The sequence below is a fragment of the Rhizobium sp. Root149 genome (assembly GCF_001427345.1).
GTDB lineage: Bacteria > Pseudomonadota > Alphaproteobacteria > Rhizobiales > Rhizobiaceae > Neorhizobium > Neorhizobium rhizoryzae.
Window position 1 is genome coordinate 97,373 of the sequence record NZ_LMGD01000025.1, and the last position, 25,596, is coordinate 122,968.

General features: G+C 56.6%; 23 protein-coding genes. 18 read left to right on the plus strand and 5 right to left on the minus strand.

What is annotated here, in order from left to right; genetic code table 11:
- The first annotated feature begins 9 nt into the window (after nucleotides 1–9).
- From ASD54_RS24790 to dnaQ, 5 genes are read left to right on the plus strand one after another with little or no spacing between them, the layout of a single operon-like run.
- A complete protein-coding gene (locus ASD54_RS24790; RefSeq protein ID WP_062557272.1) occupies nucleotides 10–831 on the plus strand; it encodes a pyruvate, water dikinase regulatory protein in 822 nt (273 codons plus the stop codon).
- Nucleotides 832–859: 28 nt separating this feature from the next.
- On the plus strand, nucleotides 860–1,459 hold the full coding sequence (locus ASD54_RS24795) for a Maf-like protein (RefSeq protein WP_062557273.1): 600 nt from the start codon (nucleotides 860–862) through the stop codon (nucleotides 1,457–1,459).
- The gene (locus ASD54_RS24800; RefSeq protein ID WP_062557274.1) at nucleotides 1,452–2,303 is read left to right on the plus strand and encodes a shikimate dehydrogenase; all 852 of its coding nucleotides are present in this window, start codon (nucleotides 1,452–1,454) and stop codon (nucleotides 2,301–2,303) included. Before ASD54_RS24795 ends, ASD54_RS24800 begins: the two co-directional genes overlap by 8 nt.
- The gene (gene coaE / locus ASD54_RS24805; RefSeq protein WP_062557275.1) at nucleotides 2,300–2,911 is read left to right on the plus strand and encodes a dephospho-CoA kinase; all 612 of its coding nucleotides are present in this window, start codon (nucleotides 2,300–2,302) and stop codon (nucleotides 2,909–2,911) included. Before ASD54_RS24800 ends, coaE begins: the two co-directional genes overlap by 4 nt.
- Nucleotides 2,904–3,602, plus strand: coding sequence for a DNA polymerase III subunit epsilon (gene dnaQ, locus ASD54_RS24810; protein ID WP_062557276.1), 699 nt, complete (start codon nucleotides 2,904–2,906; stop codon nucleotides 3,600–3,602). Before coaE ends, dnaQ begins: the two co-directional genes overlap by 8 nt.
- A 92-nt stretch (nucleotides 3,603–3,694) precedes the next feature.
- On the opposite strand, the gene secB is transcribed toward dnaQ, so the two are convergent.
- Together secB and ASD54_RS24820 are read right to left on the minus strand one after the other, a co-directional pair.
- Complete coding sequence (secB, locus tag ASD54_RS24815; RefSeq protein WP_062557277.1) at nucleotides 3,695–4,156, minus strand: protein-export chaperone SecB; 462 nt, start codon at nucleotides 4,154–4,156, stop codon at nucleotides 3,695–3,697.
- An 83-nt stretch (nucleotides 4,157–4,239) separates the two neighbouring features.
- A complete protein-coding gene (locus ASD54_RS24820) occupies nucleotides 4,240–4,752 on the minus strand; it encodes an FxsA family protein (RefSeq protein ID WP_062557278.1) in 513 nt (170 codons plus the stop codon).
- Between the two features lie 116 nt (nucleotides 4,753–4,868).
- Between ASD54_RS24820 and ASD54_RS24825 the strand changes: the two genes are divergently transcribed.
- The 13 genes from ASD54_RS24825 to ASD54_RS24885 all read left to right on the plus strand — a co-directional run bounded on the left by ASD54_RS24825 (nucleotide 4,869) and on the right by ASD54_RS24885 (nucleotide 18,373).
- Nucleotides 4,869–5,567 (plus strand): Tim44/TimA family putative adaptor protein, encoded by a 699-nt coding sequence (locus ASD54_RS24825; RefSeq protein WP_062557331.1) that lies wholly within the window; start codon nucleotides 4,869–4,871, stop codon nucleotides 5,565–5,567.
- Nucleotides 5,564–6,682 (plus strand): murein transglycosylase A, encoded by a 1,119-nt coding sequence (locus ASD54_RS24830; RefSeq protein WP_062557279.1) that lies wholly within the window; start codon nucleotides 5,564–5,566, stop codon nucleotides 6,680–6,682. The genes ASD54_RS24825 and ASD54_RS24830 overlap by 4 nt, the downstream gene beginning before the upstream one ends.
- A complete protein-coding gene (locus ASD54_RS24835; RefSeq protein WP_062557280.1) occupies nucleotides 6,679–7,233 on the plus strand; it encodes a Smr/MutS family protein in 555 nt (184 codons plus the stop codon). Before ASD54_RS24830 ends, ASD54_RS24835 begins: the two co-directional genes overlap by 4 nt.
- Nucleotides 7,230–7,595: a helix-turn-helix transcriptional regulator gene (locus tag ASD54_RS24840; protein ID WP_062557281.1), complete on the plus strand. Its 366-nt coding sequence runs from the start codon at nucleotides 7,230–7,232 to the stop codon at nucleotides 7,593–7,595. The genes ASD54_RS24835 and ASD54_RS24840 overlap by 4 nt, the downstream gene beginning before the upstream one ends.
- Before the next feature lie 131 nt (nucleotides 7,596–7,726).
- The gene (gene gyrB, locus ASD54_RS24845) at nucleotides 7,727–10,153 is read left to right on the plus strand and encodes a DNA topoisomerase (ATP-hydrolyzing) subunit B (protein WP_062557282.1); all 2,427 of its coding nucleotides are present in this window, start codon (nucleotides 7,727–7,729) and stop codon (nucleotides 10,151–10,153) included.
- Nucleotides 10,154–10,448: 295 nt separating this feature from the next.
- On the plus strand, nucleotides 10,449–11,729 hold the full coding sequence (locus ASD54_RS24850; RefSeq protein WP_062557283.1) for a polyhydroxyalkanoate depolymerase: 1,281 nt from the start codon (nucleotides 10,449–10,451) through the stop codon (nucleotides 11,727–11,729).
- Between the two features lie 154 nt (nucleotides 11,730–11,883).
- Complete coding sequence (locus ASD54_RS24855; protein ID WP_062557284.1) at nucleotides 11,884–12,303, plus strand: DUF2852 domain-containing protein; 420 nt, start codon at nucleotides 11,884–11,886, stop codon at nucleotides 12,301–12,303.
- 204 nt (nucleotides 12,304–12,507) lie between these two features.
- The gene (locus tag ASD54_RS24860) at nucleotides 12,508–13,278 is read left to right on the plus strand and encodes a SprT family zinc-dependent metalloprotease (RefSeq protein ID WP_062557285.1); all 771 of its coding nucleotides are present in this window, start codon (nucleotides 12,508–12,510) and stop codon (nucleotides 13,276–13,278) included.
- A 56-nt stretch (nucleotides 13,279–13,334) separates the two neighbouring features.
- Nucleotides 13,335–14,006 (plus strand): phosphoribosylanthranilate isomerase, encoded by a 672-nt coding sequence (locus ASD54_RS24865; protein WP_062557332.1) that lies wholly within the window; start codon nucleotides 13,335–13,337, stop codon nucleotides 14,004–14,006.
- The gene (gene trpB, locus ASD54_RS24870) at nucleotides 14,003–15,223 is read left to right on the plus strand and encodes a tryptophan synthase subunit beta (protein ID WP_062557286.1); all 1,221 of its coding nucleotides are present in this window, start codon (nucleotides 14,003–14,005) and stop codon (nucleotides 15,221–15,223) included. Before ASD54_RS24865 ends, trpB begins: the two co-directional genes overlap by 4 nt.
- A 2-nt stretch (nucleotides 15,224–15,225) precedes the next feature.
- Nucleotides 15,226–16,065 (plus strand): tryptophan synthase subunit alpha, encoded by an 840-nt coding sequence (gene trpA, locus ASD54_RS24875; protein ID WP_062557287.1) that lies wholly within the window; start codon nucleotides 15,226–15,228, stop codon nucleotides 16,063–16,065.
- Between the two features lie 39 nt (nucleotides 16,066–16,104).
- On the plus strand, nucleotides 16,105–16,989 hold the full coding sequence (gene accD, locus ASD54_RS24880) for an acetyl-CoA carboxylase, carboxyltransferase subunit beta (protein ID WP_062557288.1): 885 nt from the start codon (nucleotides 16,105–16,107) through the stop codon (nucleotides 16,987–16,989).
- Nucleotides 16,990–17,029: 40 nt separating this feature from the next.
- Nucleotides 17,030–18,373 (plus strand): folylpolyglutamate synthase/dihydrofolate synthase family protein, encoded by a 1,344-nt coding sequence (locus ASD54_RS24885; RefSeq protein ID WP_062557289.1) that lies wholly within the window; start codon nucleotides 17,030–17,032, stop codon nucleotides 18,371–18,373.
- A 77-nt stretch (nucleotides 18,374–18,450) separates the two neighbouring features.
- Here ASD54_RS24885 and trxA read toward each other — a convergent pair whose 3' ends face one another.
- The 3 genes from trxA to addB form a co-directional block, all read right to left on the minus strand.
- Nucleotides 18,451–18,771, minus strand: a complete 321-nt coding sequence (trxA, locus tag ASD54_RS24890; protein WP_062557290.1) for a thioredoxin — start codon at nucleotides 18,769–18,771, stop codon at nucleotides 18,451–18,453.
- Between the two features lie 72 nt (nucleotides 18,772–18,843).
- Nucleotides 18,844–22,401 (minus strand): double-strand break repair helicase AddA, encoded by a 3,558-nt coding sequence (gene addA / locus ASD54_RS24895; protein WP_062557291.1) that lies wholly within the window; start codon nucleotides 22,399–22,401, stop codon nucleotides 18,844–18,846.
- Nucleotides 22,394–25,594: a double-strand break repair protein AddB gene (gene addB / locus ASD54_RS24900; protein ID WP_062557292.1), complete on the minus strand. Its 3,201-nt coding sequence runs from the start codon at nucleotides 25,592–25,594 to the stop codon at nucleotides 22,394–22,396. The genes addA and addB overlap by 8 nt, the downstream gene beginning before the upstream one ends.
- Nucleotides 25,595–25,596: the final 2 nt, after the last annotated feature.

A 25,596-nucleotide genomic window follows, 5' to 3' on the forward strand; every position in this document is an offset into this window, starting at 1 on the left:
GAGATTAGCGTGGAGAACCGCAGAAACTTCTTCCATCTCCATCTGATATCTGACTCAACGGGAGAGACGCTGATCTCTGCGGGCAGGGCAGCATCTGCCCAGTTTCGGGGCGCCAATCCGATCGAGCATGTCTATCCGCTTATCCGGAACAAGCAGCAGCTACTGCCGGTTCTGGAGCATATCGACGAAAAGCCTGGCATCGTACTCTACACCATCGTTGACCAGTCCCTTGCAGACTATGTCGATCAACGCTGCAAGGAATTGGGAGTTCCGTCGGTCAATTTGCTTGAGCCGGTGCTTGCGGTATTTCAGGCCTATCTGGGATCACGCTCGCGTCGTCGCGTTGGAGCGCAGCACGTCCTGAATGCGGATTATTTTCGACGCATTGAGGCTCTGGATTTCGCCATGGATCACGACGATGGCCAGATGGCTGAAGAGTATGATGAGGCTGACGTCGTGATCGTCGGGATCAGCCGCACGTCCAAGACGCCCACCAGTATTTATCTTGCCAATCGTGGAATCAAGGTCGCGAACGTACCGCTCGTGCCGGGTACACCTTTACCGGAAAGTCTGTTGAAAGCGACCAAACCCCTGATCGTCGGTCTGGTTGCGACGACCGATCGTATTTCACAGGTCAGGGAGAATAGGGAACTCGGCCATACCAAGGGTTTTGACCCCAGCCCTTATACAGACCGTGCAAGTATCATTGAGGAGCTTAAGTACGCACGCGCCGTGTGCGCGCGCCACCAATGGCCCGTTATCGATGTCTCTCGTCGTTCTATTGAAGAAACGGCTGCGGCTATCGTTGCTCTACGCCCGAAGCTGCGCTAACCGAAAACGGAGCAAACGAGGTGCCGCCTTGCAACCGAAACTCATTCTGGCTTCGTCCAGTCCTTTTCGCCGCAGCTTGATGGAAAACGCCGGACTGGTGTTCGAATGGTCTGCTGCCAATATAGACGAGCGAAAGATGGAAGCTGAGCTGCAAAAAAGTGCAGCAGGGCCCAGAGAGGTAGCGCAGCATCTCTCACGGGCAAAAGCGATGGATGTCAGCCAACGGTATCCGGATGCTTTTGTCATCGGTTCAGACCAGACCATGTCTCTCGGCGAGCACGTCTTTCACAAGCCTAAGAACCGCGAAGAGGCAAAAGCGACCTTGATCGCCCTCTCCGGCAACGTTCATTATCTGAATAGCGGAATCTCCATTGTCCGCAGCGGTCATGTTGAGTGGGAAGGCGTATTCTCGGCCTCCCTCCATGTCCGCGAGCTTTCGGACAAGTTTATCGAACGCTATCTTGATCGCGTTGGAGACAAGGTCATGACAAGCGTGGGAGCGTATCAGCTTGAAGGAGAGGGGATCCATCTCTTCTCACGCATTGACGGCGACTATTTCACCATCCTTGGCCTCCCCATGCTTCCCCTTTTAGAGGCCCTCCGAAATCTGGGAGTGATTGATGTCTGATTCACGTGAAACGTTAACCGCTTTCGTGGTCGGTCATCCCATCCATCATTCACGCTCGCCGATGATCCATACGCATTGGCTACGTGGTTTTGGAATAGCCGGCGAATATCGAGCGATTGACGTGGCTCCGGAGCAGTTTGGAACCTTCTTCTCTGACCTTCGGACCTCGAAAAAGTTTCGTGGTGGGAACGTCACCATTCCTCATAAGGAAGTCGCATGCAAACTTGCTGACCGACCGGATGAACTTGCTCAGGAACTTGGGGCGGCCAATACCCTGTGGATCACCGATGGTTTGGTCCACGCAACCAATACGGACGGATATGGTTTTGTTGCCAATCTCGATCAGCGAGCACCAGGCTGGTCGAAGGCCGACAAGGCCGTCATCCTTGGAGCAGGTGGCGCCAGTCGTGCGGTGATCCAAGCGGTGCGTGATCGAAAGATTGGCGAAATCCATGTCGTCAACCGCACGGTGGAAAGGGCGAGGGAACTGGCCGACCGGTTTGGCTCGTGTGTTCATGCGCATGAGATGGGTGCCTTGCGCGAGGTCATGAGCGGAGCAGGCCTCTTCATCAATACAACCTCTCTTGGCATGGACGGACAGGAGTCGATTGCAATTGATTTTACGGGCATGCAGGACGAAGCGACCGTCACCGATATTGTCTACATGCCGCTGAAGACCCCGATGCTCAAAGAGGCGGAACGGCAGGGAAAGACGACAGTGGATGGATTGGGCATGTTGCTCAATCAGGCAGTTCCCGGTTTTGAGAAATGGTTTGGCAAGCGACCGGCGGTCGATGAGCAGCTGCGTCAGCTCGTCATTTCGGATATGGACAAGCACCAATGATCCGCATTGGCCTTACTGGCTCGATTGGCATGGGAAAATCCACGACTGCAAAGCTGTTTGCCGAGCAGGGCGTGCCCGTCAATGATGCCGATCAGGTTGTCCACGAACTCTATGCCGGGAGTGCCGTGGCACCTATCGAAAATAGTTTTCCCGGTACCGCTCGAAACGGCGTGGTGAACAGAACCGAATTATCTCGCCAACTTGCACTCCACCCTGAACGCTTCAAGGAACTGGAAGCCATCATCCATCCGCTTGTGCGCGAGCGTGAACGCGCCTTCCTCGAACGGCAACAATCTGTTGCGCAGGATATCGTGCTTCTGGATATTCCGCTGCTGTTTGAAACGGGCGCTGAAGACCGGGTTGACGTCATCGTTGTTGTGAGTTGCGAAGCGGACCTGCAGAGGCAGCGCGTTTTGGCGAGGCCGGGTATGACGGCAGAGAAATTCGACCTGATTCTCTCTCGTCAGATGCCGGATAGTGAAAAGCGCAAACGCGCAGACTTTATCATCGATACAGGGCAAGGCATTGAGGAAGCGCGTCGTCAGGTCATACAGGTCTTGAATTCAATTCGCTCTGGGGCGAACGAGGAAGCCGAAAATCATGCGTGAGATCATCTTCGATACGGAAACCACAGGTCTTGAAACAAGAGTTGATCGTGTGATCGAAATCGGTGGCATCGAGCTTCTCAATCATTTTCCGACCGGTCGGACCTTTCATGTCTACATCAACCCAGGCGACCGCAAGGTCCATCCGGATGCTTTGGCAGTTCATGGGATCACAGACGATTTCCTGAAAGACAAGCCGGTCTTTGCCGAAATTGTTGATGATCTGAGAACCTTCTTCGAAGGTGCGAAATGGATCGCTCATAACGCAACCTTCGATATGGGTTTCATCAATGCCGAGTTTGACAGGCTCGGGATCCCGCCCGTTTCTCCGGAACACGTCATCGATACTTTGGCACTGGCCCGCCGAAAGCATCCCATGGGACCAAATTCTCTGGATGCTCTCTGCCGACGTTACGGGATAGACAACTCCCATCGGACGAAGCACGGGGCACTTCTCGACTCCGAGCTTCTTGCCGAAGTGTACATTGAAATGATCGGCGGAAGGCAAGCCGCTCTGGTGCTGGGTGGATCTGAAGCTGCGCGAACGATCAATGAGGCTGAAGACATCGAGGTCACAATCTCAGCTCGACCGAGACCGCTCGCGCCACGGCTGACGCAAGTCGAAATCGAGGCGCATCAGGCCATGGTCGGCAGCATTGGGGCGAAGGCCCTTTGGACTCGCTACTCCTCCTGATACCGGTTGTTGGCGCATCCGCCTCTGAAAGTAGGATCGTCACAAAAAAAGCCCGGTCGATGCCGGGCTTTTGAAGGTTCGTGAATGGGATATCAGCTGTTCAACGAGGAACGCGACTCTTCCTGAGCAAGACGCTGTGCAAACATCTGGCCGAAATCAATCGGGTCGATCATCAGCGGTGGGAAGCCGCCATTGCGCGTGACATCGGAGATGATCTGACGCGCGAACGGGAAGAGCAGCCGCGGGCATTCGATGAAAAGCACCGGCAGCATATGTTCCTGCGGGAATCCAGTGATGCGGAAAACGCCGCCGTAAACCAGTTCCGTTGCAAAGACGACCTTATCGCCATCCTTGGCTTCCGCACTGAGCGACAGCACGACATCGAATTCCGTGTCGGACAATGGGTTCGCGTTGACGTTCACATTGATATTGATGCCGGGAGCCTTGTCGCGTGCCTGCAGTGAACGCGGAGCGCCTGGATTTTCGAAGGACAGGTCCTTCGTGTACTGCGCAAGAATTGTGAGGGATGGGTTCTGATCGTCTTCATTGGCCATTGGCTGTTCCTCGGCTTTATCTTTAGCGCCGTCTATCACTTCAGTGTGACCCTTACAACCCGTTCGCAGGGTCGCGGACAAGGCTAGGAGCCAAGCTTCGGGCCGTTCGGATCCGGTCCCGAAGACCAGGGCGATGACGGATTCGGTTTGCGTTCATACTCGTTGTCTTCGAGGTCGATAACTTGTTCGCTCATCGTTGATGAGGGGTTCGCGCCGGACGTTTGCGTAAACGAAGACCTGACGACGATCCGCTGCGCCATGCGCTTCCAGATCCAGCGACGAATGAAGGGGACGAACAGGATCAATCCCACGATATCCGTTATGAATCCCGGAATTATCAAGAGGATAGCGCCAACAACCATCATGGCTCCGTGGCCAATTGTTTCCGCGGGAACACGCCCGAGACGACTGTCGGCCTGAACTTGCCGCAGAACTCCGAGACCCTGGACACGCAGGAGCAACGTTCCCACCAACCCGGACAGGATGATCAGGCCAAGCGTTCCGAACACACCCACCCATTTTCCAACAATGACGAAGCCTGCGATCTCTGCCAACGGCAAAGCAAGGAGGACCAAAGGAAAAAGAGTGTTGCGCATGGCAATGTGTCGACTCGCGTTTCAAGACGTTTGAAGTCCTCAGCACTATTTGAATGCCGGACGGTTCAGACTATATGAGGTGTATAAAGACATATTCCAACCAACTGCGGGTGAAAATGGGCGCGAACGACTTCATAACTTTGTTCTTTCTGGTCGCCGCTGTGCTGATCTTTCTGCAGCTGAGAAGCGTTCTCGGACGCAGGACTGGCCACGAAAAACCCCCTGCCGATCCCTTCAGCGCGCGCCAATCAATCAAAACCACTGGCAGTGAGGAAGAAAAGGTCGTCACTCTGCCTCGACGGGAGACGGTTGACGAAGAGCAGCGCTGGGTGGAAGTGGATGCGATTGCGAAACCCGGTACCGAACTGAATGAGGGTCTGCGCCATCTTATCAAGGCAGATCCGTCCTTCCGTCCCAAGGATTTTCTCAACGGTGCCAGAATGGCCTACGAGATGATCGTCATGGCTTTTGCTGATGGAGACAGGAAGACCCTGAAGGGGCTTCTTTCGAAGGAGGTCTACGACGGCTTTAATGCGGCCATCACCGAGCGCGAAGCTCGTGGTGAGGTTATCAAGTCCACGTTCGTCGGAATAGACAAGACAGACTTTCTGCAAGCGACCGTCAAGGATCAGGAAGAGCTTATCACGTTGAAAATCGTCAGCCAGCTCATTTCGGCGACCTATGACCGCGACAACAAGATTGTCGATGGTGATGCGGAGACTGTCGGCGAGGTGATCGATATCTGGACTTTCGCGCGCGACATTCGCTCGCGTGATCCAAATTGGAAACTGGTCGCGACTGAATCCGAACAATGACACATAATCTGCCGCAACTTCGTGTGATCGACTTTGCCGATGTCGAAGGCTGGAACACGGATGATCCGCGTCCCGTCTTCGAGGGTATGCGCCATTGCTTGAACTACTTGCGGCAGGGAAAGCCCTATAAGACAGGCGCGCTGGGTCTTTCCGCGCAGGATTTGATTCCCTTGCTGGAGAAGGCGGAAACTCTGGGCCCGCCGCAAAGCGCCGCCGCGGCGCGTACATTCTTTGAGGAAACCTGCGTTCCCTTTGCAATCTGTCCCGATGACATCCAGACCGGCTTCGTGACCGCGTTTTATGAACCGGAAGTCGAGGTGAGCGACAGGCAGGAATCCGGCTATCAATATCCGTTTTATAGTCGGCCGTCTGATCTCGTTGATGTGGATGAGACCAACCGTCCGGCAGGCATGGACCCCTACTACGCCTTTGGGCGGGTAACGGGGAGCGGAATTGAGCCATACCCCGATCGAAAATCCATCGATCAGGGCTATCTGGAGGGTCAGGGTCTCGAGATTGCCTGGGCGAAATCGAAGGTCGATGTTTTCTTTACGCATGTGCAGGGAGCGGCGAGGCTTCGTTATCCAGATGGCCGTGTAAAGCGGATCACCTATGCGGCAAAGGCAGGACATCCATTTTCACCCATCGGACGGCTTCTGATCGATCGCGGTGAGATTGACGCTACAACAGTCTCCATGCAGACGATCCGCTCATGGCTGAACGAAAATCCGACTAAGCGAGACGAGGTTCTCTGGCACAACAGGTCTTATATCTTCTTTCGGGAAGCAGAGGTCATTGAGCAGGATCTCGGCCCGATTGCGGCTGCAAAAGTTCCCTTGATTGCAGGGCGTTCGCTGGCTGTTGACAGGCTGATCCATACATTTGGTTTTCCATTTTTCATTCGCTCGGAAAGCCTCACTCATCTTGATGATGGGCTACCCTTCGCGCGCCTCATGCTGGCCCTCGATACGGGATCAGCGATTGTTGGTCCAACCCGCGGTGACATCTTCACAGGCTCCGGTTTCGAAGCAGGAGAGAAAGCGGGAACAGTGCGCAACAACGCACTGTTCTTTATCTTTGTGCCGAAGCAGGCTGCAGTCAGGTTCATGCCATGAGCGGTCGCAAGCTGGATGGCGATGAGCGAATTCTGTGGGGCAAGGTGGCGCGCACCACGCGTCCTATGCCCGGGCGCCTGGAACAACTGCTTGAATTCGAAGACGCTCTCGATGCAGAGGTGCGAGAGCCTAAACAGACCTTCGCTTTGAATCCGGCTAAAAAACAGTCAGAATCTCATGAAAGTCAGGATGGTATTCAGAAGCCGAAAGGCCAGCATCATCCACTGGAGCGCCCCGTCAAGCGCAAGATCGCCAGAGGTCGACTGGCACTTGAAGCGCGCATCGACCTCCATGGCATGATCCAGAGTGAGGCGCACGGCATCCTTCTGGATTTCCTGCTACGAGCCCATGAACGGGGGCTGCGCCATGTGCTTGTCATTACCGGCAAGGGCAGTTCGCTTGGCAGCGAAGGTGCGCTGAAGCGGGCCGTGCCGCTGTGGTTCTCCAAGACCGAGTTTCGCTTTCTTATTTCGTCTTATGAAACGGCAGCACGCCAGCATGGTGGTGAAGGTGCCCTGTATGTCCGCCTCAGTCGGAGAGGGCAGACGTGACCCCGTTCGGTGAAGCACTTCGCGAACTCCGCAAGCGCAAAGGGGTAACCCAGCAGCAGATGGCGGCGGCGCTCGGTGTTTCCTCTGCCTATCTGTCTGCCTTGGAGCACGGGAGGCGAGGACGTCCCAGCTTTGATTTTCTCCAGAGAGTTGCCGGGTATTTTCATATAATCTGGGATGAGGCTGAAGCTCTTTTTCGGCTCGCAGAGCAATCAGACCCTCGGGTCGTAATAGATACAGGTGGCCTTCCGCCTGCTTACACAGCCTTTGCAAACCTTCTTGCGAGACGGATTGGCTCTCTGGAACCAAGCGTGATACAAGAAATGACGATGCTGCTGGAAAATGCCGCAAATAAGGGCTAATTCGGGCTGGTTCTCCCCGGTTTTCAACGCTTGGCGCTTTGGAAAACAGGCAGGAAATTTCTATAGTCCGCGTCAGGACAACGGTGATTCGCCGCCCACCGTGCACAGCCAAAGAACAAGAAAGTTGATTGATGAGCGATACACCCGTCAGCGCGAGTGCAGAATACGGAGCCGATTCCATCAAGGTCCTCAAGGGGCTTGATGCTGTTCGGAAACGTCCGGGCATGTACATCGGCGATACGGACGATGGCTCCGGTCTGCATCACATGGTCTACGAAGTCGTGGATAATGCGATTGATGAGGCGCTTGCAGGACACGCTGATCTGGTGACAGTGACATTGAACGCCGATGGGTCAGTCACCGTCACGGACAATGGTCGCGGCATTCCGACGGATATCCACACCGGGGAGGGCGTGTCTGCGGCCGAAGTCATCATGACGCAGCTTCATGCGGGCGGTAAATTCGACCAGAATTCCTACAAGGTCTCCGGTGGCCTGCATGGCGTCGGCGTATCTGTCGTTAACGCGCTGTCTGTAAAGCTCAGCCTGAAGATCCGTCGTAGCGGCAAAATCCATGAGATGAGCTTTACGCATGGGGTGGCGGATTCCCCCCTGGTCATCACAGGCAACTACGAAGGCCGTTCTGGCACGGAGGTCACGTTCCTGCCAAGTGGAGAAACCTTCACCAAGACCGAGTTCGATTATGGAACGCTGGAGCACCGCCTGCGGGAATTGGCATTCCTGAATTCGGGTGTCCGCATCCTTCTGACGGACAAGCGCAAGTCCGATATCCGCCAGGAAGAAATGCTTTACGACGGTGGTCTGGAAGCTTTCGTTCGTTATCTGGATCGGGCGAAGAAGCCTCTGGTCGACAAGCCGGTTGCAATTCGTGGAGAAAAGGACGGCATCACCGTTGAGGTCGCGCTGTGGTGGAACGACAGCTATCATGAAAACGTGCTGTGCTTCACCAACAACATTCCGCAGCGCGATGGCGGAACGCATATGGCAGGGTTCCGCGGCGCCCTGACGCGTCAAGTCACGTCTTACGCGGATTCTTCTGGCATTCTGAAAAAGGAAAAAGTCTCACTCCAGGGTGAGGACTGCCGCGAGGGATTGACGGCCGTTCTGTCCGTGAAGGTGCCTGATCCAAAGTTCTCGTCCCAGACCAAGGACAAGCTTGTGTCGTCCGAGGTCCGCCCGGTTGTCGAAAATCTTGTGAACGAGGCTCTGAGTATCTGGTTTGAAGAGCATCCGTCTGAAGCGAAAGTTCTGGTCGGGAAGGTTGTCGAGGCAGCAGTTGCCCGCGAAGCTGCCCGCAAGGCGCGCGAACTGACACGTCGTAAGGGCGCGCTCGACATCGCATCGCTGCCTGGCAAGCTGGCAGACTGCTCCGAACGTGACCCGGCCAAATCGGAACTCTTTCTTGTCGAGGGTGACTCGGCTGGCGGATCCGCCAAACAGGGACGTTCACGTGAAAACCAGGCTATCCTTCCTTTGCGCGGGAAGATCCTGAATGTTGAGCGCGCGCGTTTTGATAAAATGCTGTCGAGCCAGGAAATTGGCACGCTGATCACGGCACTTGGGACATCCATCGGCAAGGATGAATTCAATGCCGACAAGCTGCGTTATCACAAAATCATTATCATGACGGATGCTGACGTTGATGGCGCGCATATTCGCACGCTGCTTTTGACCTTCTTCTTCCGCCAGATGCCGGAACTGATCGAGCGCGGTCATCTCTACATTGCCCAGCCACCACTTTATAAAGTGACACGTGGGAAATCCGTTCAATACCTGAAGGATGAAAAGGCCCTTGAAGAGTATCTGATCGGGCAAGGTCTTGAGGATACGACCCTCACACTGGGCTCGGGGGAGGTCCGTGCTGGCGCTGATCTGCGAGACCTGATTCAGGACGCGCTTCGTCTGCGCTCTCTCCTGGATGGTCTCCATTCTCGCTACAGCCGGTCCATCGTCGAACAGGCAGCTATTGCTGGCGCTTTGAATCCGGAACTCACCGATAATCCTGCCAAGGCTCAGGAAACAGCCGATGAAGTTGCGCGCCGTCTCGATGTCATTGCAGAAGAAACCGAACGGGGCTGGTCCGGCCATGTCACGGGCGAGGGCGGACTTCGTTTCGAACGCATGGTTCGCGGCGTCAAGGAAGTCGCTGTCATTGATGTCGCGCTTATCGGGTCGGCGGATGCTCGCCATATCGATCAGATGACCGCTCGACTGAAAGAAATCTATGCGACCCCGCCGATCCTGACATTGAAAGATAAGACGTCGGAAATTTCCGGCCCTCGCGCCCTTCTGGACAGCATCTTCGCCGCCGGTCGCAAAGGTCTTTCCATGCAGCGATATAAGGGCCTTGGCGAAATGAACGCCGAGCAGCTCTGGGAAACGACGCTGGATCCTAATGTGCGCTCCCTTCTGCAAGTCAAGGTGAATGACGCAACCGATGCGGATGGCCTCTTCGCGCGCCTGATGGGGGATGAGGTAGAGCCTCGGCGAGAATTCATCCAGGACAACGCGTTGAACGTCGCGAACCTCGACATCTGATCAATTTTTGTTTCACGTGAATCTTTTCTGTGGATTGATTCACGTGAAACACACTCGCCTAATCCCAAAAGGTCACACTTTTCTCACGGAAAACGTTGCATTTTTTCTGCAGGGAACAAACGCTCTTCTGCCGACTTGATGCATTGCAGCAGGTAAAAATCAGCGCCTTGCCAAGGAGTACCTTGTCACTATGTTGCGCTGCACTCACTTCCTGTTAGTTTACTTTTCACGTGCTACTCATGTCTGACGGAATTTTCTCCTTCAGACGAAGGAAAAGAAGAAAGGTGGCGTTCGCATGTTCTACCAGCTTTATGAGTTGAACCACGCCGCGATGGCGCCGCTGCGCGCCTCGACAGAAGCGATGCGCTTCTTCTACAGCAATCCTCTTAATCCACTGTCGCAAACTCCCCTTGGCAGAAGTGTCTCGGCATCGCTTGAAGTGTTCGAGCGCGCCACACGTCGCTATGGAAAGCCAGAATTCGGTTTGCCGACCACCACAGTCGATGGGCACACCGTCAAGGTTACAGAGAAGGTGGTCTGGTCAAAGCCATTCTGCAACCTTCTCCATTTCGAGCGCGCTCTCCCAGCATCCCGTGTGCCCGACCCCAGAATTCTGATTGTTGCGCCGATGTCCGGCCATTATGCGACGCTGCTGCGCGGCACTGTCGAAGCCCTGATGCAAGGCGCGGATGTCTACATCACAGACTGGCAGGACGCCCGCAACGTTCCGATCACGGAAGGGACGTTCGATCTCGATGATTACATCGATTACGTGATCGAAATGCTTCATCATCTGGGTCCGGATACGCATGTGGTTGCGGTTTGCCAGCCATCCGTTCCGGTTCTTGCTGCTGTTGCAGTCATGGATGCGGCCAACGATCCCTTTGTACCATCCTCCATGACGTTGATGGGCGGTCCAATCGACACGCGCATTAACCCCACGGCCGTGAACCAGTTGGCACAGGATCGCCCGCTCAAGTGGTTCAAGGATAACGTCATCATGACGGTACCATGGCCGCTCGCCGGTTTCATGCGACCTGTGTATCCAGGATTTCTACAACTGTCCGGCTTCATGTCGATGAACCTCGATCGTCACCTGATCGCGCACAAGGAATTCTACGAACACCTGGTGAAAAACGACGGTGAGTCGGCTGAGAAGCATCGCGACTTCTACGACGAATATCTGGCGGTCATGGATCTGACAGCCGAGTTCTACCTGCAAACGGTGGACACGGTTTTCATCAAGCACGCGTTGCCGAAGGGCGAAATGATGCATCGGACAAATCCCGTCGATACGAAGGCGATCAAGAACGTCGCTCTTCTGACGATCGAGGGCGAGAACGATGATATCTCCGGCGTGGGTCAGACCCATGCTGCACAAACCATTTGCTCCAGTATTCCCGCAGAGATGCGGATGCACTACGTGCAACCGGATGTTGGCCACTACGGCGTGTTCAACGGTTCTCGCTTCCGTCGCGAAATCGCCCCACGAATTCTTTCCTTCACACGCGAACACTCAAAGGCACTGCGCAAGAACGCTCCGCCGCGGGTGATCAAGGGCGGAAAGAGCGGCTGACCGGATCTTTGCTCACGTCGAATTCAGAAAATGCGACCAATGGCTTCGCCGATTGTGAAGAGCATGTTCTTGAAGCGGATGAGCGCACTAACCACATCGAATCTCGAAAGGCCCGCATACCGCGGGCTTTTTGAGAAATGAGGTAGTGCAACCCATGAATCAGTCAGCATTGATCCGTCCGGATTGGACTCCGGCAACCATCGCACTGATGGTTCTCGGCTTCGTTATTTTCTGGCCGCTGGGTCTAGCAATGCTCGCATACATCCTGTTCGGCGAACGACTGCGCGATTTCAAGCGAACCGCAAATGAACGAGCCGATGGGATGTTCTCGTCTTTCCGCAGATCTGGCCGTCGCTATGGCCCGTCCTACTCAACAGGCAATGTTGCGTTTGACGACTGGCGCAAGGCGGAAATGGACCGGATTGAAGAGCAACGCCGCAAGCTTGATGAAATGCGTGAAGAGTTCGACAGCTATTTGCGGGAACTGCGCCGTGCAAAGGATCAGGAGGAGTTTGACCGCTTTATGCGTGAACGTTCCCACAAGGGTCCTGAAACACAATATCCGACCGTCTAACGAAGGGCGCGCCAGACGGTGCTACAAACATCCTCACCGGCACCACAAGGTGCCGGTGTTTTGCTGTCAAATGCTCGCGCGAATCAGCTAAAGCGCATCGCGATCTTTCAGATTCGCTCCTGACGCTTTAACTCTCTGTTTTGACGCATGTCGTTATCGCAAAACCGCTTCACACTTTTGCGCGACATGCGTTAGAACAAGTCCATGTTTTCACTCCTCCGAAAACCCGCCCGAAAAAAGCCAAAGCCTCTTCGTGTTGAGGAACGTTCGCTCCAGGTTGGCGATCGGATGATGCCGCTCGTCATCAAGGAACACGCGACCGCAAGCCGGATGACATTGCGTATCGATGCGGGCGGACGCGGTTTGAAGTTGACGATCCCACGTGGCCTGAAAAGCAGGGAAGTTGAAGATTTTCTCGTCCGGCACGATGGCTGGTTGCGAGCCAAGCTGGCCAAGTTCAGCGGTGATCAGACGATCCGCCCGGGCACGCGGCTGCCCTTGCGCGGAAATCTGCATCGGATTGTCCACACAGGCACGCTGCGCGGTCTGACGGAAGTCGGCATGGAAGACGGAGAGCCGGTCATTCGGGTCAGCGGCCTGGAAGATCATGTGGCTCGGAGATTATCCGCCTTTTTGAAAAAGGAGGCGCGTTACGATCTGGAGCGCCTGGCCGCCTACCACGCAGCGAGCATCGGCAGATCGATACGCTCCATCACCATGAAAGATACGCGGAGTCGCTGGGGCTCCTGTACCTGGGACGGCAATCTTTCCTTTTCTTGGCGCATCGTCATGGCGCCGGATTTCGTCATAGACTATCTCGCCGCCCATGAGGTGGCGCACCTGCGCGAGATGAACCACGGTCCGGCCTTCTGGGCTCTCTGCAAGTCGCTTTGTCCTCGCACGGAGGAGGCACGTCGCTGGTTGAAAACCAATGGGTCGCAACTGCACGCGCTTGACTTCGGTGAGAAGGGATAACCCTTGCCAATCCTATTTTTCTCGACTTGAACCTCGATTCGTGTCACTTCGCCATCATGAAACCAGACATTAAAATTTGCGGTCTCAAGACGTCTGACGCGGTCAATCTGGCCGTTGCCCGCGGCGCTACGCATATCGGCTTCATTTTCTTTGAGAAAAGCCCGCGCCATATCGATCCGCTTCTTGCCGGGACGCTTGCCGATCTTGTGCGCGGCAAGGCCAAGATCGTTGCCGTAACCGTCGATGCGGATAATGAGGAACTGGAAGAAATCATCGCCTTCCTCAAGCCGGACATACTTCAGCTTCATGGTAGCGAAACTGCCGAGCGCGTCCTGAACATCAAGGCCGTGTTTGGGCTGCCGGTGATGAAGGCTTTTTCCGTGCGCACGGTCGATGATCTGCGCAAGATCAAAGCCTACGAAGGGCTCGCCGATCGTTTTCTGTTCGACGCAAAGCCGCCAACTGGGTCAGAGCTTCCGGGCGGTAACGGTGTCTCGTTTGACTGGGATATCATGGCCGCGCTTGACGAAGGCGTAGATTACATGCTTTCCGGTGGCCTCAACAAGGAGAATGTGGGAGCGGCGCTGTCCAAGACCCACGCTCCCGGCATCGATATTTCCTCCGGCGTGGAAAGCGCGCCTGGTGTGAAGGATCTGGACAAGATGAACGCCTTTTTCGATGCAATCGAAAAATGGCGGCTAAATGCATCAGAGGGAGTTGCACAGTGAACCAGCCGCTCAAGCCGAATTCGTTTCGCGCCGGTCCTGATGAGGACGGTCGTTTTGGCATCTATGGCGGCCGTTTCGTCGCTGAAACCCTGATGCCTCTCATCCTTGATTTGCAGGACGAGTGGAACAAGGCAAAGACTGATGTGGAATTCCAGAAGGAACTGGCGCATCTGGGCACACATTACATCGGTCGTCCAAGCCCGCTCTATTTCGCAGAGCGTCTGACGGCCGAACTGGGTGGCGCAAAGATCTACTTCAAGCGCGATGAGCTGAATCACACAGGCAGCCACAAGATCAACAACTGTATCGGCCAGATCCTGCTTGCCAAGCGTATGGGCAAGAAGCGCATCATTGCAGAGACGGGTGCCGGTCAGCATGGCGTCGCCTCTGCAACGGTTGCTGCCCGTTTCGGTCTGCCTTGCGTCGTCTACATGGGTGCAACGGACGTCGAGCGGCAGGCCCCGAACGTTTTCCGTATGAAGCTTCTGGGCGCTGAAGTGAAGCCTGTGACATCTGGTCATGGCACGCTGAAGGACGCCATGAACGAAGCGCTGCGTGATTGGGTCACCAATGTTGATGACACCTATTACATCATCGGTACGGCGGCAGGCCCGCACCCCTATCCGGAAATGGTTCGCGAATTCCAGTCGGTCATCGGCAAGGAAGCACGCGAACAGATGCTGGCAGCCGAAGGGCGTCTGCCTGATATGCTGGTGGCAGCAGTCGGCGGCGGCTCAAACGCGATCGGTCTGTTCCATCCCTTCCTGGATGATGACGCGGTCAGCATCGTTGGCGTCGAAGCCGGCGGCAAGGGTCTTGAAGGTGAAGAGCACTGTGCCTCACTCACCGCAGGTCGCCCCGGCGTTCTCCACGGTAATCGTACTTATCTGCTGCAGGACAATGACGGCCAGATCAAGGAAGGCCATTCCATCTCGGCTGGTCTCGATTATCCGGGCATCGGACCGGAGCATTCCTGGTTGAAGGATTCAGGCCGCGTGGAATATGTGCCGATCAAGGATGATGAAGCGCTGGCAGCTTTCCAGCTTCTCACCCGCACTGAGGGCATCATCCCGGCGCTGGAGCCGAGCCACGCGCTGGCGGAAGTCATCAAGCGCGCGCCGAAGATGGACAAGGATCAGATCATTCTGATGAACCTCTGTGGCCGTGGCGACAAGGACATCTTCACTGTCGGCAAAATTCTTGGAATGGGTCTCTGATCATGACTGCACGTATGGACAAGCGTTTTGCTGATTTGAAGGCTGAGGGACGCCCGGCGCTCATCACATATTTCATGGGCGGAGATCCGGATTTCGAGACTTCGCTGGGTATCATGACGGCTCTTCCGGAAGCCGGCGCGGATGTGATCGAGCTTGGCATGCCATTCTCGGATCCGATGGCCGATGGCCCGGCAATCCAGATGGCCGGTCACCGTGCCTTGGCCAAGGGTCAGACACTGGCGCGTACGCTGGACATGGCGCGTGAGTTCCGCAAGACAGATCAGAACACGCCGATTGTCCTGATGGGTTATTACAATCCTATCTACAACATGGGCGTCGAAACCTTCCTGGATGAAGCGGTCGCGGCGGGCATCGACGGCCTGATCGTTGTCGACCTGCCACCGGAAATGGATGACGAACTTTGCATCCCGGCGCTTGCGCGTGACATCAACTTCATTCGTCTCGCAACGCCGACGACCGATGATCGCCGCCTGCCCAAGGTGCTCGAAAACACATCCGGCTTTGTCTACTACGTTTCGATGAACGGTATCACGGGCTCTGCTCTTCCGGATCTCTCCAAGATTGCGGGTGCCGTCCATCGTATCAAGTCCCATACGGATTTGCCGGTCTGCGTTGGCTTTGGCGTCAAGACCGCCGATCATGCCAAGGCAATCGGTGCCGCTGCGGATGGAGTCGTCGTCGGCTCCGCCATTGTTGCGCAGGTTGCAGGCAGCCTGACTGCGGATGGCGAGGCCACCGAGCATACGATTTCAGCCGTTGCGACGCTTGTTCGCGGCCTTGCGAGTGGCGTGCGGTCCGCACGTCTTGTCGCAGCCGAGTAAGATAACCACATTGACGATGGTCAATCAGGAGTTCTGCCAGTGAACTGGATCACCAACTATGTGCGCCCAAAGATCAACTCGATGCTGGGCCGCCGGGAAGTGCCGGAAAATCTATGGATCAAATGCCCGGAGACGGGGGAAATGGTGTTCCATAAGGATCTGGAAGAAAACAAGTGGGTCATCCCCGCATCTGGCTTCCACATGAAGATGCCGGCAAAGGCCCGGCTAACCGATCTTTTCGACGGCGGCGTTTATGAAAACCTGCCGCAACCGAAGGTCGCTCAGGATCCGCTGAAGTTCCGTGATTCCAAGAAGTACAGCGACCGCCTCAAGGACAGCCGTGTGAAAACTGAGCAGGATGACACGATCCTTGCTGGTCTCGGAAAAGTGCGCGGCGTCAAGCTCGTCGCCGTGGTGCATGAGTTCAACTTCATCGGTGGGTCGCTGGGCATGGCAGCGGGCGAAGCAATCGTGAAGGCAGCCGAACGCGCTCTGGCGGAGAAGTGCCCGCTGGTCATCTTCCCGGCTTCCGGTGGTGCTCGCATGCAGGAAGGTATTCTGTCGCTGATGCAGCTTCCGCGCACCACGGTCGCCGTCAACATGGTGAAGGAGGCGGGGCTTCCGTATATCGTAGTGTTGACGAACCCGACGACCGGTGGGGTTACGGCCTCTTACGCCATGCTGGGTGACGTGCATATTGCCGAGCCAGGTGCGGAAATCGGCTTCGCCGGTAAGCGTGTGATCGAACAGACCCTGCGCGAAAAGCTGCCGGAAGGTTTCCAGACCTCTGAATATCTGCTCGAACACGGCATGGTCGATATGGTCGTCAAGCGTCATGATATTGCGCCGACGCTTGCCAGCCTTCTCAAGATCATGCTGAAGCAGCCAGCCAACAGTGATCAGCCTGTTGCCCTGTCCGCTTGAGCGCGGACGGACGACAGAAGCATAAGCCTCGGGGACTTGCATGAACCACATTGCCGTTAGCGAGGCGGAACAGGTCATCAACGAGTTGATGATGCTGCACCCCAAGGGTTACGACATGACCCTTGGAAGGATGCGGCGTCTGCTCGATGTGCTCGGCAATCCGCAGCAGCGCTTGCCTCCCGTCATTCATGTCGCCGGCACGAACGGAAAGGGCTCCGTCAGTGCCTTCTGCCGTGCGCTTCTGGAAGCTGCCGGGCATGCGGCGCATGTCCATACGTCACCGCATCTCGTCAACTGGCATGAGCGGTATCGCATCGGCTCGCGTCAGGGGCCGGGGCAACTGGTGGACGATGCACTATTGGCGGATGCACTGCGTAGGGTCGCCGTTGCCAATGCTGGTGAGCCAATCACGGTTTTCGAGATCCTGACAGCCGCGGGTTTTCTCCTATTTTCCGAACTACCTGCCGATGCGGTCATCCTGGAAGTGGGGATGGGCGGCAGGCTCGATTGCACCAACGTCATCGACCATCCTGCAGTGTCCGTCATCATGCCGATTTCTTTCGATCATCAGGCCTACCTCGGCGACAGGGTTGAGCTGATTGCCGCGGAAAAAGCCGGTATCATCAAAAAAGGCTGTCCGGTCGTTATCGGACGACAGGAATTTGATGCGGCTGAAGAGGTTCTGGTGGCAACAGCCGAGCGTATGGGCTGTCCGACATCGGTCTACGGCCAGGATTATTCCGCCCATGAGGAGTTCAACAGGCTCGTCTATCAGGATGAGTTCGGCCTTGCCGACCTGCCCCTGCCGCGGCTTCCCGGTCGCCACCAGCTTTCGAATGCAGCCGCTGCTATCCGCGCAGTCAAAGCAGCCGGTTTCGAGGTCACGGACGCGATGATGGAAAAAGCGATGACCTCGGTCGAATGGCCCGGACGCCTTCAGAAGCTGACGGAGGGCGAACTCGTTGCCCTTGCGCCCACAGAGGCCGAAATCTGGGTCGACGGCGGCCATAATCCAGGTGCAGGAGAGGTCATTGCGGAAGCCATGGCCTCCTTCGAGGAGCTTCGTCCCCGGCCGCTTTATCTGATTATCGGAATGCTGAACACGAAGGACCCTCTCAACTACTTTCGGGCCTTCACCGACATTGCCGAGCAGGTCTTTACAGTTCCTATCCGCGGCAGTGATGCAGGATTGGATCCCGTGGCGCTTGCAGCATCAGCCTATGATGCAGGTCTGGTTGCCGAACCCATGTCCAGCGTTTCGGATGCTCTGAAAGAAATTGCCGAGCGACAACTTGATGACGCGGCCCCGCCGCGGATACTTATTGGCGGTTCGCTCTACTTGGCCGGGAATGTGCTGGCAGATAACGGCACACCTCCCCGGTGAGGTTCAACAGAAGATGAGAGCGGCATAAAAAACCCGGCGCGAGGCCGGGTTTTTCGTTTTGTTCTCGAATGCACTGATCAGGCTGCGGCAGAAATCCAACTGGAAAGCGCAGTCTTCGGAGCAGCGCCAACCTTGATGTCAGCCACTTCACCGCCCTTGAACATGGCAAGCGTTGGGATTGAACGAACGCCAAACTTGGCTGCCAGATCCGGGTTTTCGTCGATGTTCAATTTGGCGATCTTGACCTTGCCGGCCAGTTCGGTTGAGATTTCCTCAAGGCTTGGGGCGATCATCTTGCATGGGCCGCACCATTCTGCCCAGAAATCAACGACGACGGGTTCGGACGATTCCAGCACTTCAGCCTGGAAATTGGCGGCATCAACTTTCACGGTAGCCATGGGGCTCTCCTTTGAAGCATTTCTATTGTGCACAATGTGATGTGTGCGGCACCGAAATTCAATCCTGATCTCTCACTTTGTTCGCAGTTCGGCAAGGGATCGATCGATCGCTTCGGTGGAAAGCGTGATGACTTTTGCCGTCTCCGTGTAGACCAGCACGCAGGAGATTCGATGACCTGGATACAGCGGTTTGAGAATTTCGCGGTAGATGGCCAGTTGGGCGCGATGGGCAAAAGCGACCTCTTCCTCGCTTCGCGGCACGAACCGATTGGTCTTGTAATCCAGAATGATCACCTGTCCGTTCGGCGTTATTGCCAAGCGGTCGATACGTCCCGAGACGGCATAGTCCCGCCCGCTCATGGAAAGAGTTCCCATGATGGAGACTTCTGATTGAGCCTTTTCGGAAAACAACGGTGCCAATGCTGGCTCGCGGAGAACAGCGAGCACCGAATGGTGGAGAGATTGCCGCTCGTCCCTTGGCCAAAAGTAAGCCGTCCGTTCGAGATAGCGTGATGCCGCTTCATCCCAATCCTCGCGCGGAAGGTTGGGCAGCATCTGGAGCATGCGATGGGTCAGCAAACCTTTTTGCAATGCCAGATTGCTCGCCTTCTTTTCCCCAAATAGCGGGGAAACGAATGGTGCATCGCCATCCTCATCTTCGATCATGATTCCCGCCCCGGAGGGGCTCAAGGGCCGGGGTAGCGGGCGGTGTGGCGGTAGTGGCTTGAAAAGCTCGGAAGGCAGGGATCTCGGACCTGCATCCTGCTCAGATTCCGATTTCATCTGTCCGGGTACGTCGAGAACTAGCCCAGACTCGCGCCAGAGATAACCGTTCCAATCTCCATCTGGACTTGAAAACGTTGTTTGTGTGCACCGTGTTTCGTCTTTGCTGAGTGCCTGCCTGACCAGGGCCTGCCAACTCTCATCATTCTCACGCTTGCCTCGGTAGCCGCAAATCACCAAACGGTCAGCAGCTCGTGTCATGCCGACATAGAGCAGCCGCCGGTATTCTTCTTCTGCGGCTTCCTTCAGTCGAGTATCGTCCTGAACCGTCAGGGCGTTTGACAGCGACTTCAGCGGAACCCAGGCGGGAACATCCTTGCTGTTGATCTTAAGAAAGCGGAACCGAGGGACGTGCGATGATATGAAGGCTTTAGAACCGCTGTCCACCAGAAAGACGATTGGTGCTTCAAGCCCCTTGGAGGCATGCACCGTCATGATCCGCACTTCGTTGCGACCGCTATCCTGCTCGCGCTTGATTTCTGGAGCGTCCGCTTCGAGCGTTGAGATGAAGCTTTGCAGTCCGGGCAAGGACTTGTCCTCATGACTGAGCGCAAGGGACAGGAATTCGTCGAGAACATCGCCGGCTTCGCTGCCGAGCCGAGATAGAAACTGTTTGCGACCTCCATCAGCCCCGAGAATCCGGGCAAAGAAATCATGCGCCGTATGCTCGACAGCCAATATCCGGTAGCGGGAGAGCCGTTCTCGCACGCCTGAAAGAGAGAGCTCTCCGTCGTCCGCGAGATCGTTCAGATGCTTCCACACGCTCTCTGCCTCACTCCGCAAGGCAGCAAGCTCGAAGATCTGGTCTTCCGTCAGGTTGAAGATCGGGCTTTTGAGCGCAGCAGTCAAAGAGAGATCGTCATGCGGCTGCAAGACAAAGCGGGCCAGCGCGATCAGATCTTGTACAGCAATATGACTGGTGAGGCGCAGACGATCGGCACCGGCCACTGGAATGCTTCCGCGCCGCTTGAGCGCGCGCGTCAGGGCGTTGACGAAAGCGTCTCTCTTTCGAACCAGCACCAGGATGTCCCCTGGTTCGATGAGCCGTGTCTTGCCCCCTTCAATGATCGTTTGCCGGCCAACCATCTCACCGATGTGATGCGCAATACGTCCTGCAAGTATGGCAGCGGGTGCCTGATCGGGCGTTGAATCAAACGGTGCCGTCCAGTCTTCCTCAAGGTCGCTCTGTTCGGGAATGACCGTTTCCCATAGGTCGACTGCTCCGGCATGCCCGATGCGGTTGGACCGATGGATAACCGGTTCGCCTTCGGCGCTCAGGCCCTTGGCATGAATGGGAATTGAGAACACCTGATCGACAGCGCTGAGGACATCGGCCGTGGAGCGGAAGGAGAGGGGCAAGCGGACGGAGTTAAACAGTTGCCCGCTGCGGGTGACCCGCCTTTGCGTCTGCGTTCGCTCTTCGGCGAAACGTTCCGGGCGCGCTCCTTGGAAGGAATAGATCGACTGCTTTTCATCGCCCACCGCGAAAATCGTACGCGTACCCGGTCTTGCGCTGTCGCCCGTAAAGAAATCCTCTGCCAGAGACTGGATAATGCTCCACTGTACCGGGCTCGTGTCCTGCGCCTCATCAACGAGAATGTGGTCAATCCCCTGGTCCAGCTTGTAGTGAACCCAGGCGCCTACACCTTCTCGCGCCAGAAGCTGGGCCGCACGGGTAATGAGGTCTTCGAAATCCAGAAGGCTGCGCCGACGTTTCAAGTCTTCGTAATCGTCATCGAGCCGCATCGCGAGCGTGAGTGCTGCCAGCGTCGCCTTCAGCATCCGGACAAGGCTGAGACGATCTCGCAACGAAACCACATGATCGCGTGCCTCGGCCATCCAGAGTTCCAGGCCAGGCGCCGCCGCTGTCATTTTCTTTGTGAAAAGCGATGTGTCAGCCTTGGGTTTGCCCGCTTGCGTCAGGAACACTTGATCCAGAAGACGGGCGCGCTCCGCAAAATCCCTCACCTCGGCAACCTGCTGAAGCAGATAGCCCGTTTCGGACGATTTCGCCCCGCCTTTATCGGATTGCGCCAGTTCCAGATAGGTCGTCAGCCGTCCATCCGCCAAGCTGGGAATGGGCCAATAATCAGCGAGGATACTGTCTTCAGTCTCAGAGGCGTCGAGACCGAAACCGGCTCTCAAGGCTCGTTCTATACCTCCAGCTTTTTCGGCCTCAGCCAGGAACTGGCGCAATGCGCCACGGTTCGCGACAATATCGGAGAGAAGAGTTTCCAACCCGCTTTCATCGCCAAGATCAAGCACATGCGTAAAGGCATCGGCCAGGTCGCTTCCCGCCTCCAGCGAGGTGGCCGTCAAAAGGGATCGTTTGGCTTCTGCCAGCAAGGCCTGAGCGGACGCGTCGTCCAGCACGGAGAAGTGGCCTGCGACATTGGCCTCCAAAGGAAACTGGTGGAGAAGCGCCTCGCAAAAGGCGTGAATAGTCTGGATTTTCAGGCCGCCCGGCGTTTCCAGCGCCTTGGCAAATAGCCGCCGCGCTTCAGCCAGCTTGATCGCGTCTGGATATTCACCTTCGATCGCCTGGATACGTTGCGCCAACTCATTGTCCGTCAGCACCGCCCACTCGCCCAGACGCTGGAAGACGCGGTTGGACATCTCAGACGCAGCCGCCTTGGTATAGGTCAGGCACAGAATAGCGGATGGACGGCAGCCGGACAGAAGCAGACGAATGACACGCTGGGTCAGCACATGCGTCTTGCCTGAACCGGCATTGGCGGACACCCAGGCGGAACTGGTGGGCGATGAGGCCAGCGCCTGCTGACGCGCAGTCCAGCTCAGCCATGTTTGCGGATCGGTGTCGAGGCTCAGAAGGTCGGTCTCACTCATCCCCATCAGCCTCCTCTGCATCGGCGGTAGACCACTCGGCAACGCGCGCCAGATGATCGTACTCTCCTCCAAAATCGCCCTGCTGGAAGGGGATGAGCCGTGATGCGAATCCGACATCGCCACTGCGCAGACGGGTTACGAAGGCAGTCAGTTGAGCAATCGAATCGCTCGCAAGCTCGAAGGCTGATTTCGGCTTTGTCCTGGCCGTTTCCTTCGCACCCTCATTGTTTACCTTGTCGCACGTGAAACGTTCGCCGGGTCGAAGGCGCACATAGAGAAGATCGTCCGGCAAGACCTGGCCTATAACCTTGAACGCACCGGCCTGCAAAGCTGCGGCCTCCAGAGGCAGTTGCGGATCGAGCAATGCCCTTGCCTGCGAAACAGTTGGGCTCAGACCTGTTTTGTAATCGATGAGATCGGCATGACCATTGCCCTTGATATCGATACGGTCGGCTATGCCGGTCAGGCGAACTCCAGCCTCTGGTATCTCGTAGCCTGCTGCAAGTTCCGTATAGGTACGCCTGACATCAGGCGCTCGCCGGTCGTGCCAGCGAATGAAGGCGCGGGCAACCTCGCGGAAGCGAGGTCGCCAGACCTGGTCGATATGCAGTGGTAAGCGGGCAGTGGCGAACTCCTCGCGGATCAGATCGTCCATCATGAATGCTGCTTCGTGACTTGCCGGTGCTGCCTTGACGAAACGCTCGATAATCCGGTGGTACAAGGTTCCGCGCTCGGCTGCACCGGGCTCCTGATTGAAACCATCAAGGGGATCTAGTCGCAGGATGCGCCGGGCGTAAATCGAATAGGGATCTCTGCGCAGCCGCCCCACTTCGCTGAAGGAATACTTTCTCGGCTGAAGTTCAGCCGGTGGCTTGGGAGAAGGACGTCGCCCCAATGACTGACCTTCGCCTGCAGGTGTATCGTCAATCATCTGCGCCCAGCGGCGATAGTCTTCCCCTCGGGAGAGCATTTGTACCTTGAGCGACTTGCCTCCCAGAGCCAGCAAACGTTGCAGCCATCGAGACGCCACGGTTGGCGCTCCTCCCTGTCGCAGCGAGCGGGTATAGATCAGATCCCGCGTTCCATTCGCCATGATGAAGTCATGCGCCAGCTGCCCCGTTCTGCGCTCGGGTGGTTCCAGACCGATATCCGCCTTCATGCTGCGGGACAAAAACGGATTATTGGTGGACTGGCCAGGCCACGATCCCTCATTCATGCCGCCGATCACGACTGTATCGGCTCGCTGCAGGCGTGATTCCATGGTGCCGTAGATGAAGACACGCGGATGTGCGAGCGAGCGAGGCTTGACGGCCTGACTTGCCATCAACGCTGCCAGAATATCGATCCACTGTTGCCCATCGGCTTCGATCTGACCATCGGTCGTCATGATGTCGGACAGCAGAGAAGCAAGGCGTTCACCGGCCTCACCGAGCCAGAGCATGCTCAGGTCCCCGGTCTCGGACATCGCCGCTGCTTCAAGCGCCCTGCCGGTGCGTTCTGCCCAATCCGACAGCGTCAGCCGATCCGTAAATCGCCTCCCATCCATTCGGGGTGGTTGTACTGCACTGGCAAGCGGATCGACGGCTTTCTGAATCTTGTCTGCAAGAGCTTTGGCGAGAGCCGCAACGTCTTCGCTGAGAGAAAGCCGCCACTGCTTCGGATGTCGACTCTCTTTATGCGAAGCGATCCCGGCGTCGACAAGCGCTGCAAGAGCTGTGATATCCGGTTTCTCCAGTCCTCCGCGCAAGGCAAAAAGTTCAACCGCATCTCCAGCCGCGTTTCTGGCCGTATCCGGCATGCCGAACCGGGCCAGCGGATGCTTGAGAAGCGACGTGATCGCAACGGGATCTCCCGGCAAAAGAACGGCCTGTAGAAGCACCGACAGAAAAGTGCCCTGCGGTGTAGCGGAAAGAGGCGTACCCGCCGTATCGTCGGCGGTAATCCCGAAGCGCTGCAGTTCCGCCGTGACTCGACGCGCCAACGCTCGGTCAGGTGTAATCAGGGCCACCTGCGACTGGCCATCCAGGCCAGGCTTCTCAAGTGCAAGACGCAATGCGATAGCAATCGCGGCAGCCTCTTCCCGCTCATTTGCAGCCTCGATGAGCGCCACGCGAGAAAAGGCGTCTTCCACCATTTCTGGCGCTGCCTCCTTGCGCCAACGGTTCCAGCTGTCTGTTGCATCGGCTGGGGCGAGCGCTTGCGACAGCAACAGGTTGCGGCATTCGAGATCGCCCGGTGCCTCGCCCAGTTCGATGACATCGCAACGGTCCAGCTCCAGCTTTCGCAAGAGTCGGTGAAATCCGTATTGAGGATGGCTTCTGCTTGCAGGGTCCGGCCTTCCCGCCAGATCGCCCAGCCCCAGCATCGCCCATTGATCATCCGGCATGGATCGGTCCAGGCCCGGTAGAACGACGGCACCGTTTCGAAGTCCGGCAATGGCAGCAATCAGGTTGGCAGCGGCCGGAACGGAGCCCGTCGACCCAGCGACGATTACCGGTCCGTCATGCTGGCGCATGGCGATGCGTCTGGCTTCCGCGTTGATGATCGCAGCCTGATGGCGGGCAGGGGAAGAGCGCTTCAACTCCTCCAGTCTGGTGGGCCAGAACTGGCTGGCGATCTTCAGAAACTCAGCCGAAAGTTGCCACCACAGCGAATGCTCGGTTGTTCGCAGTTTGTCGAGATCACTCCAGTCTCTGTCTTCCGTCTCCATCGCATCAATGAGTTCGACCAGCGAACGTGCCAGCCATATCGCATCTGCAGGGCTTGCCGGTGCCACAAGGGGGGAAGTTTGATGAACATCCATCACCGCCTGTGGAAGCGCATTGCGCCATGCCAGGATCAACCGTCCCAGTTCCAGCAGCCTTTGCGTGCCACTGATCGGCATGGCAAGATCCATCTCTTCCGGTGCCGTCAGGTCGAAGAAACCGCTATCGTCATCGGTTTCGCCCAAGGGGCGGATCACCGGCAGAATGGCTGATTGACCGCCGAGGTAATCCACGAACTCGGAACGGAGAACGCGTGCCGCGCGACGGGTCGGGACGTAAAGAGTGACCTTGGCGAGCGCAAGCGGATCGCTTGCCTCGTAGCGGAAGCTGTCCAGAACGCGCCCTTCACAGAGCGCTGATGCCACCGTTTTCAGAAATGGCGCCGCCGGAGGAACGGTCAGAACCCGTTTTCTGTGCCGCGCTTCCATGG

Bases quoted from the DNA above. Each gene is read 5' to 3' on its own strand.
- dnaQ (WP_062557276.1), top strand. From the start codon at position 2,904: ATGCGTGAGATCATCTTCGATACGGAAACCACAGGTCTTGAAACAAGA.
- ASD54_RS24865 (WP_062557332.1), top strand. From the start codon at position 13,335: ATGAAACCAGACATTAAAATTTGCGGTCTCAAGACGTCTGACGCGGTC.
- ASD54_RS24850 (WP_062557283.1), top strand. From the start codon at position 10,449: ATGTTCTACCAGCTTTATGAGTTGAACCACGCCGCGATGGCGCCGCTG.
- gyrB (WP_062557282.1), top strand. From the start codon at position 7,727: ATGAGCGATACACCCGTCAGCGCGAGTGCAGAATACGGAGCCGATTCC.
- addB (WP_062557292.1), bottom strand. From the start codon at position 25,594: ATGGAAGCGCGGCACAGAAAACGGGTTCTGACCGTTCCTCCGGCGGCG.
- coaE (WP_062557275.1), top strand. From the start codon at position 2,300: ATGATCCGCATTGGCCTTACTGGCTCGATTGGCATGGGAAAATCCACG.
- ASD54_RS24860 (WP_062557285.1), top strand. From the start codon at position 12,508: ATGTTTTCACTCCTCCGAAAACCCGCCCGAAAAAAGCCAAAGCCTCTT.
- ASD54_RS24830 (WP_062557279.1), top strand. From the start codon at position 5,564: ATGACACATAATCTGCCGCAACTTCGTGTGATCGACTTTGCCGATGTC.
- trxA (WP_062557290.1), bottom strand. From the start codon at position 18,771: ATGGCTACCGTGAAAGTTGATGCCGCCAATTTCCAGGCTGAAGTGCTG.
- trpA (WP_062557287.1), top strand. From the start codon at position 15,226: ATGACTGCACGTATGGACAAGCGTTTTGCTGATTTGAAGGCTGAGGGA.
- secB (WP_062557277.1), bottom strand. From the start codon at position 4,156: ATGGCCAATGAAGACGATCAGAACCCATCCCTCACAATTCTTGCGCAG.
- ASD54_RS24820 (WP_062557278.1), bottom strand. From the start codon at position 4,752: ATGCGCAACACTCTTTTTCCTTTGGTCCTCCTTGCTTTGCCGTTGGCA.
- ASD54_RS24800 (WP_062557274.1), top strand. From the start codon at position 1,452: ATGTCTGATTCACGTGAAACGTTAACCGCTTTCGTGGTCGGTCATCCC.
- ASD54_RS24855 (WP_062557284.1), top strand. From the start codon at position 11,884: ATGAATCAGTCAGCATTGATCCGTCCGGATTGGACTCCGGCAACCATC.
- addA (WP_062557291.1), bottom strand. From the start codon at position 22,401: ATGAGTGAGACCGACCTTCTGAGCCTCGACACCGATCCGCAAACATGG.
- ASD54_RS24835 (WP_062557280.1), top strand. From the start codon at position 6,679: ATGAGCGGTCGCAAGCTGGATGGCGATGAGCGAATTCTGTGGGGCAAG.
- ASD54_RS24825 (WP_062557331.1), top strand. From the start codon at position 4,869: ATGGGCGCGAACGACTTCATAACTTTGTTCTTTCTGGTCGCCGCTGTG.
- ASD54_RS24885 (WP_062557289.1), top strand. From the start codon at position 17,030: ATGAACCACATTGCCGTTAGCGAGGCGGAACAGGTCATCAACGAGTTG.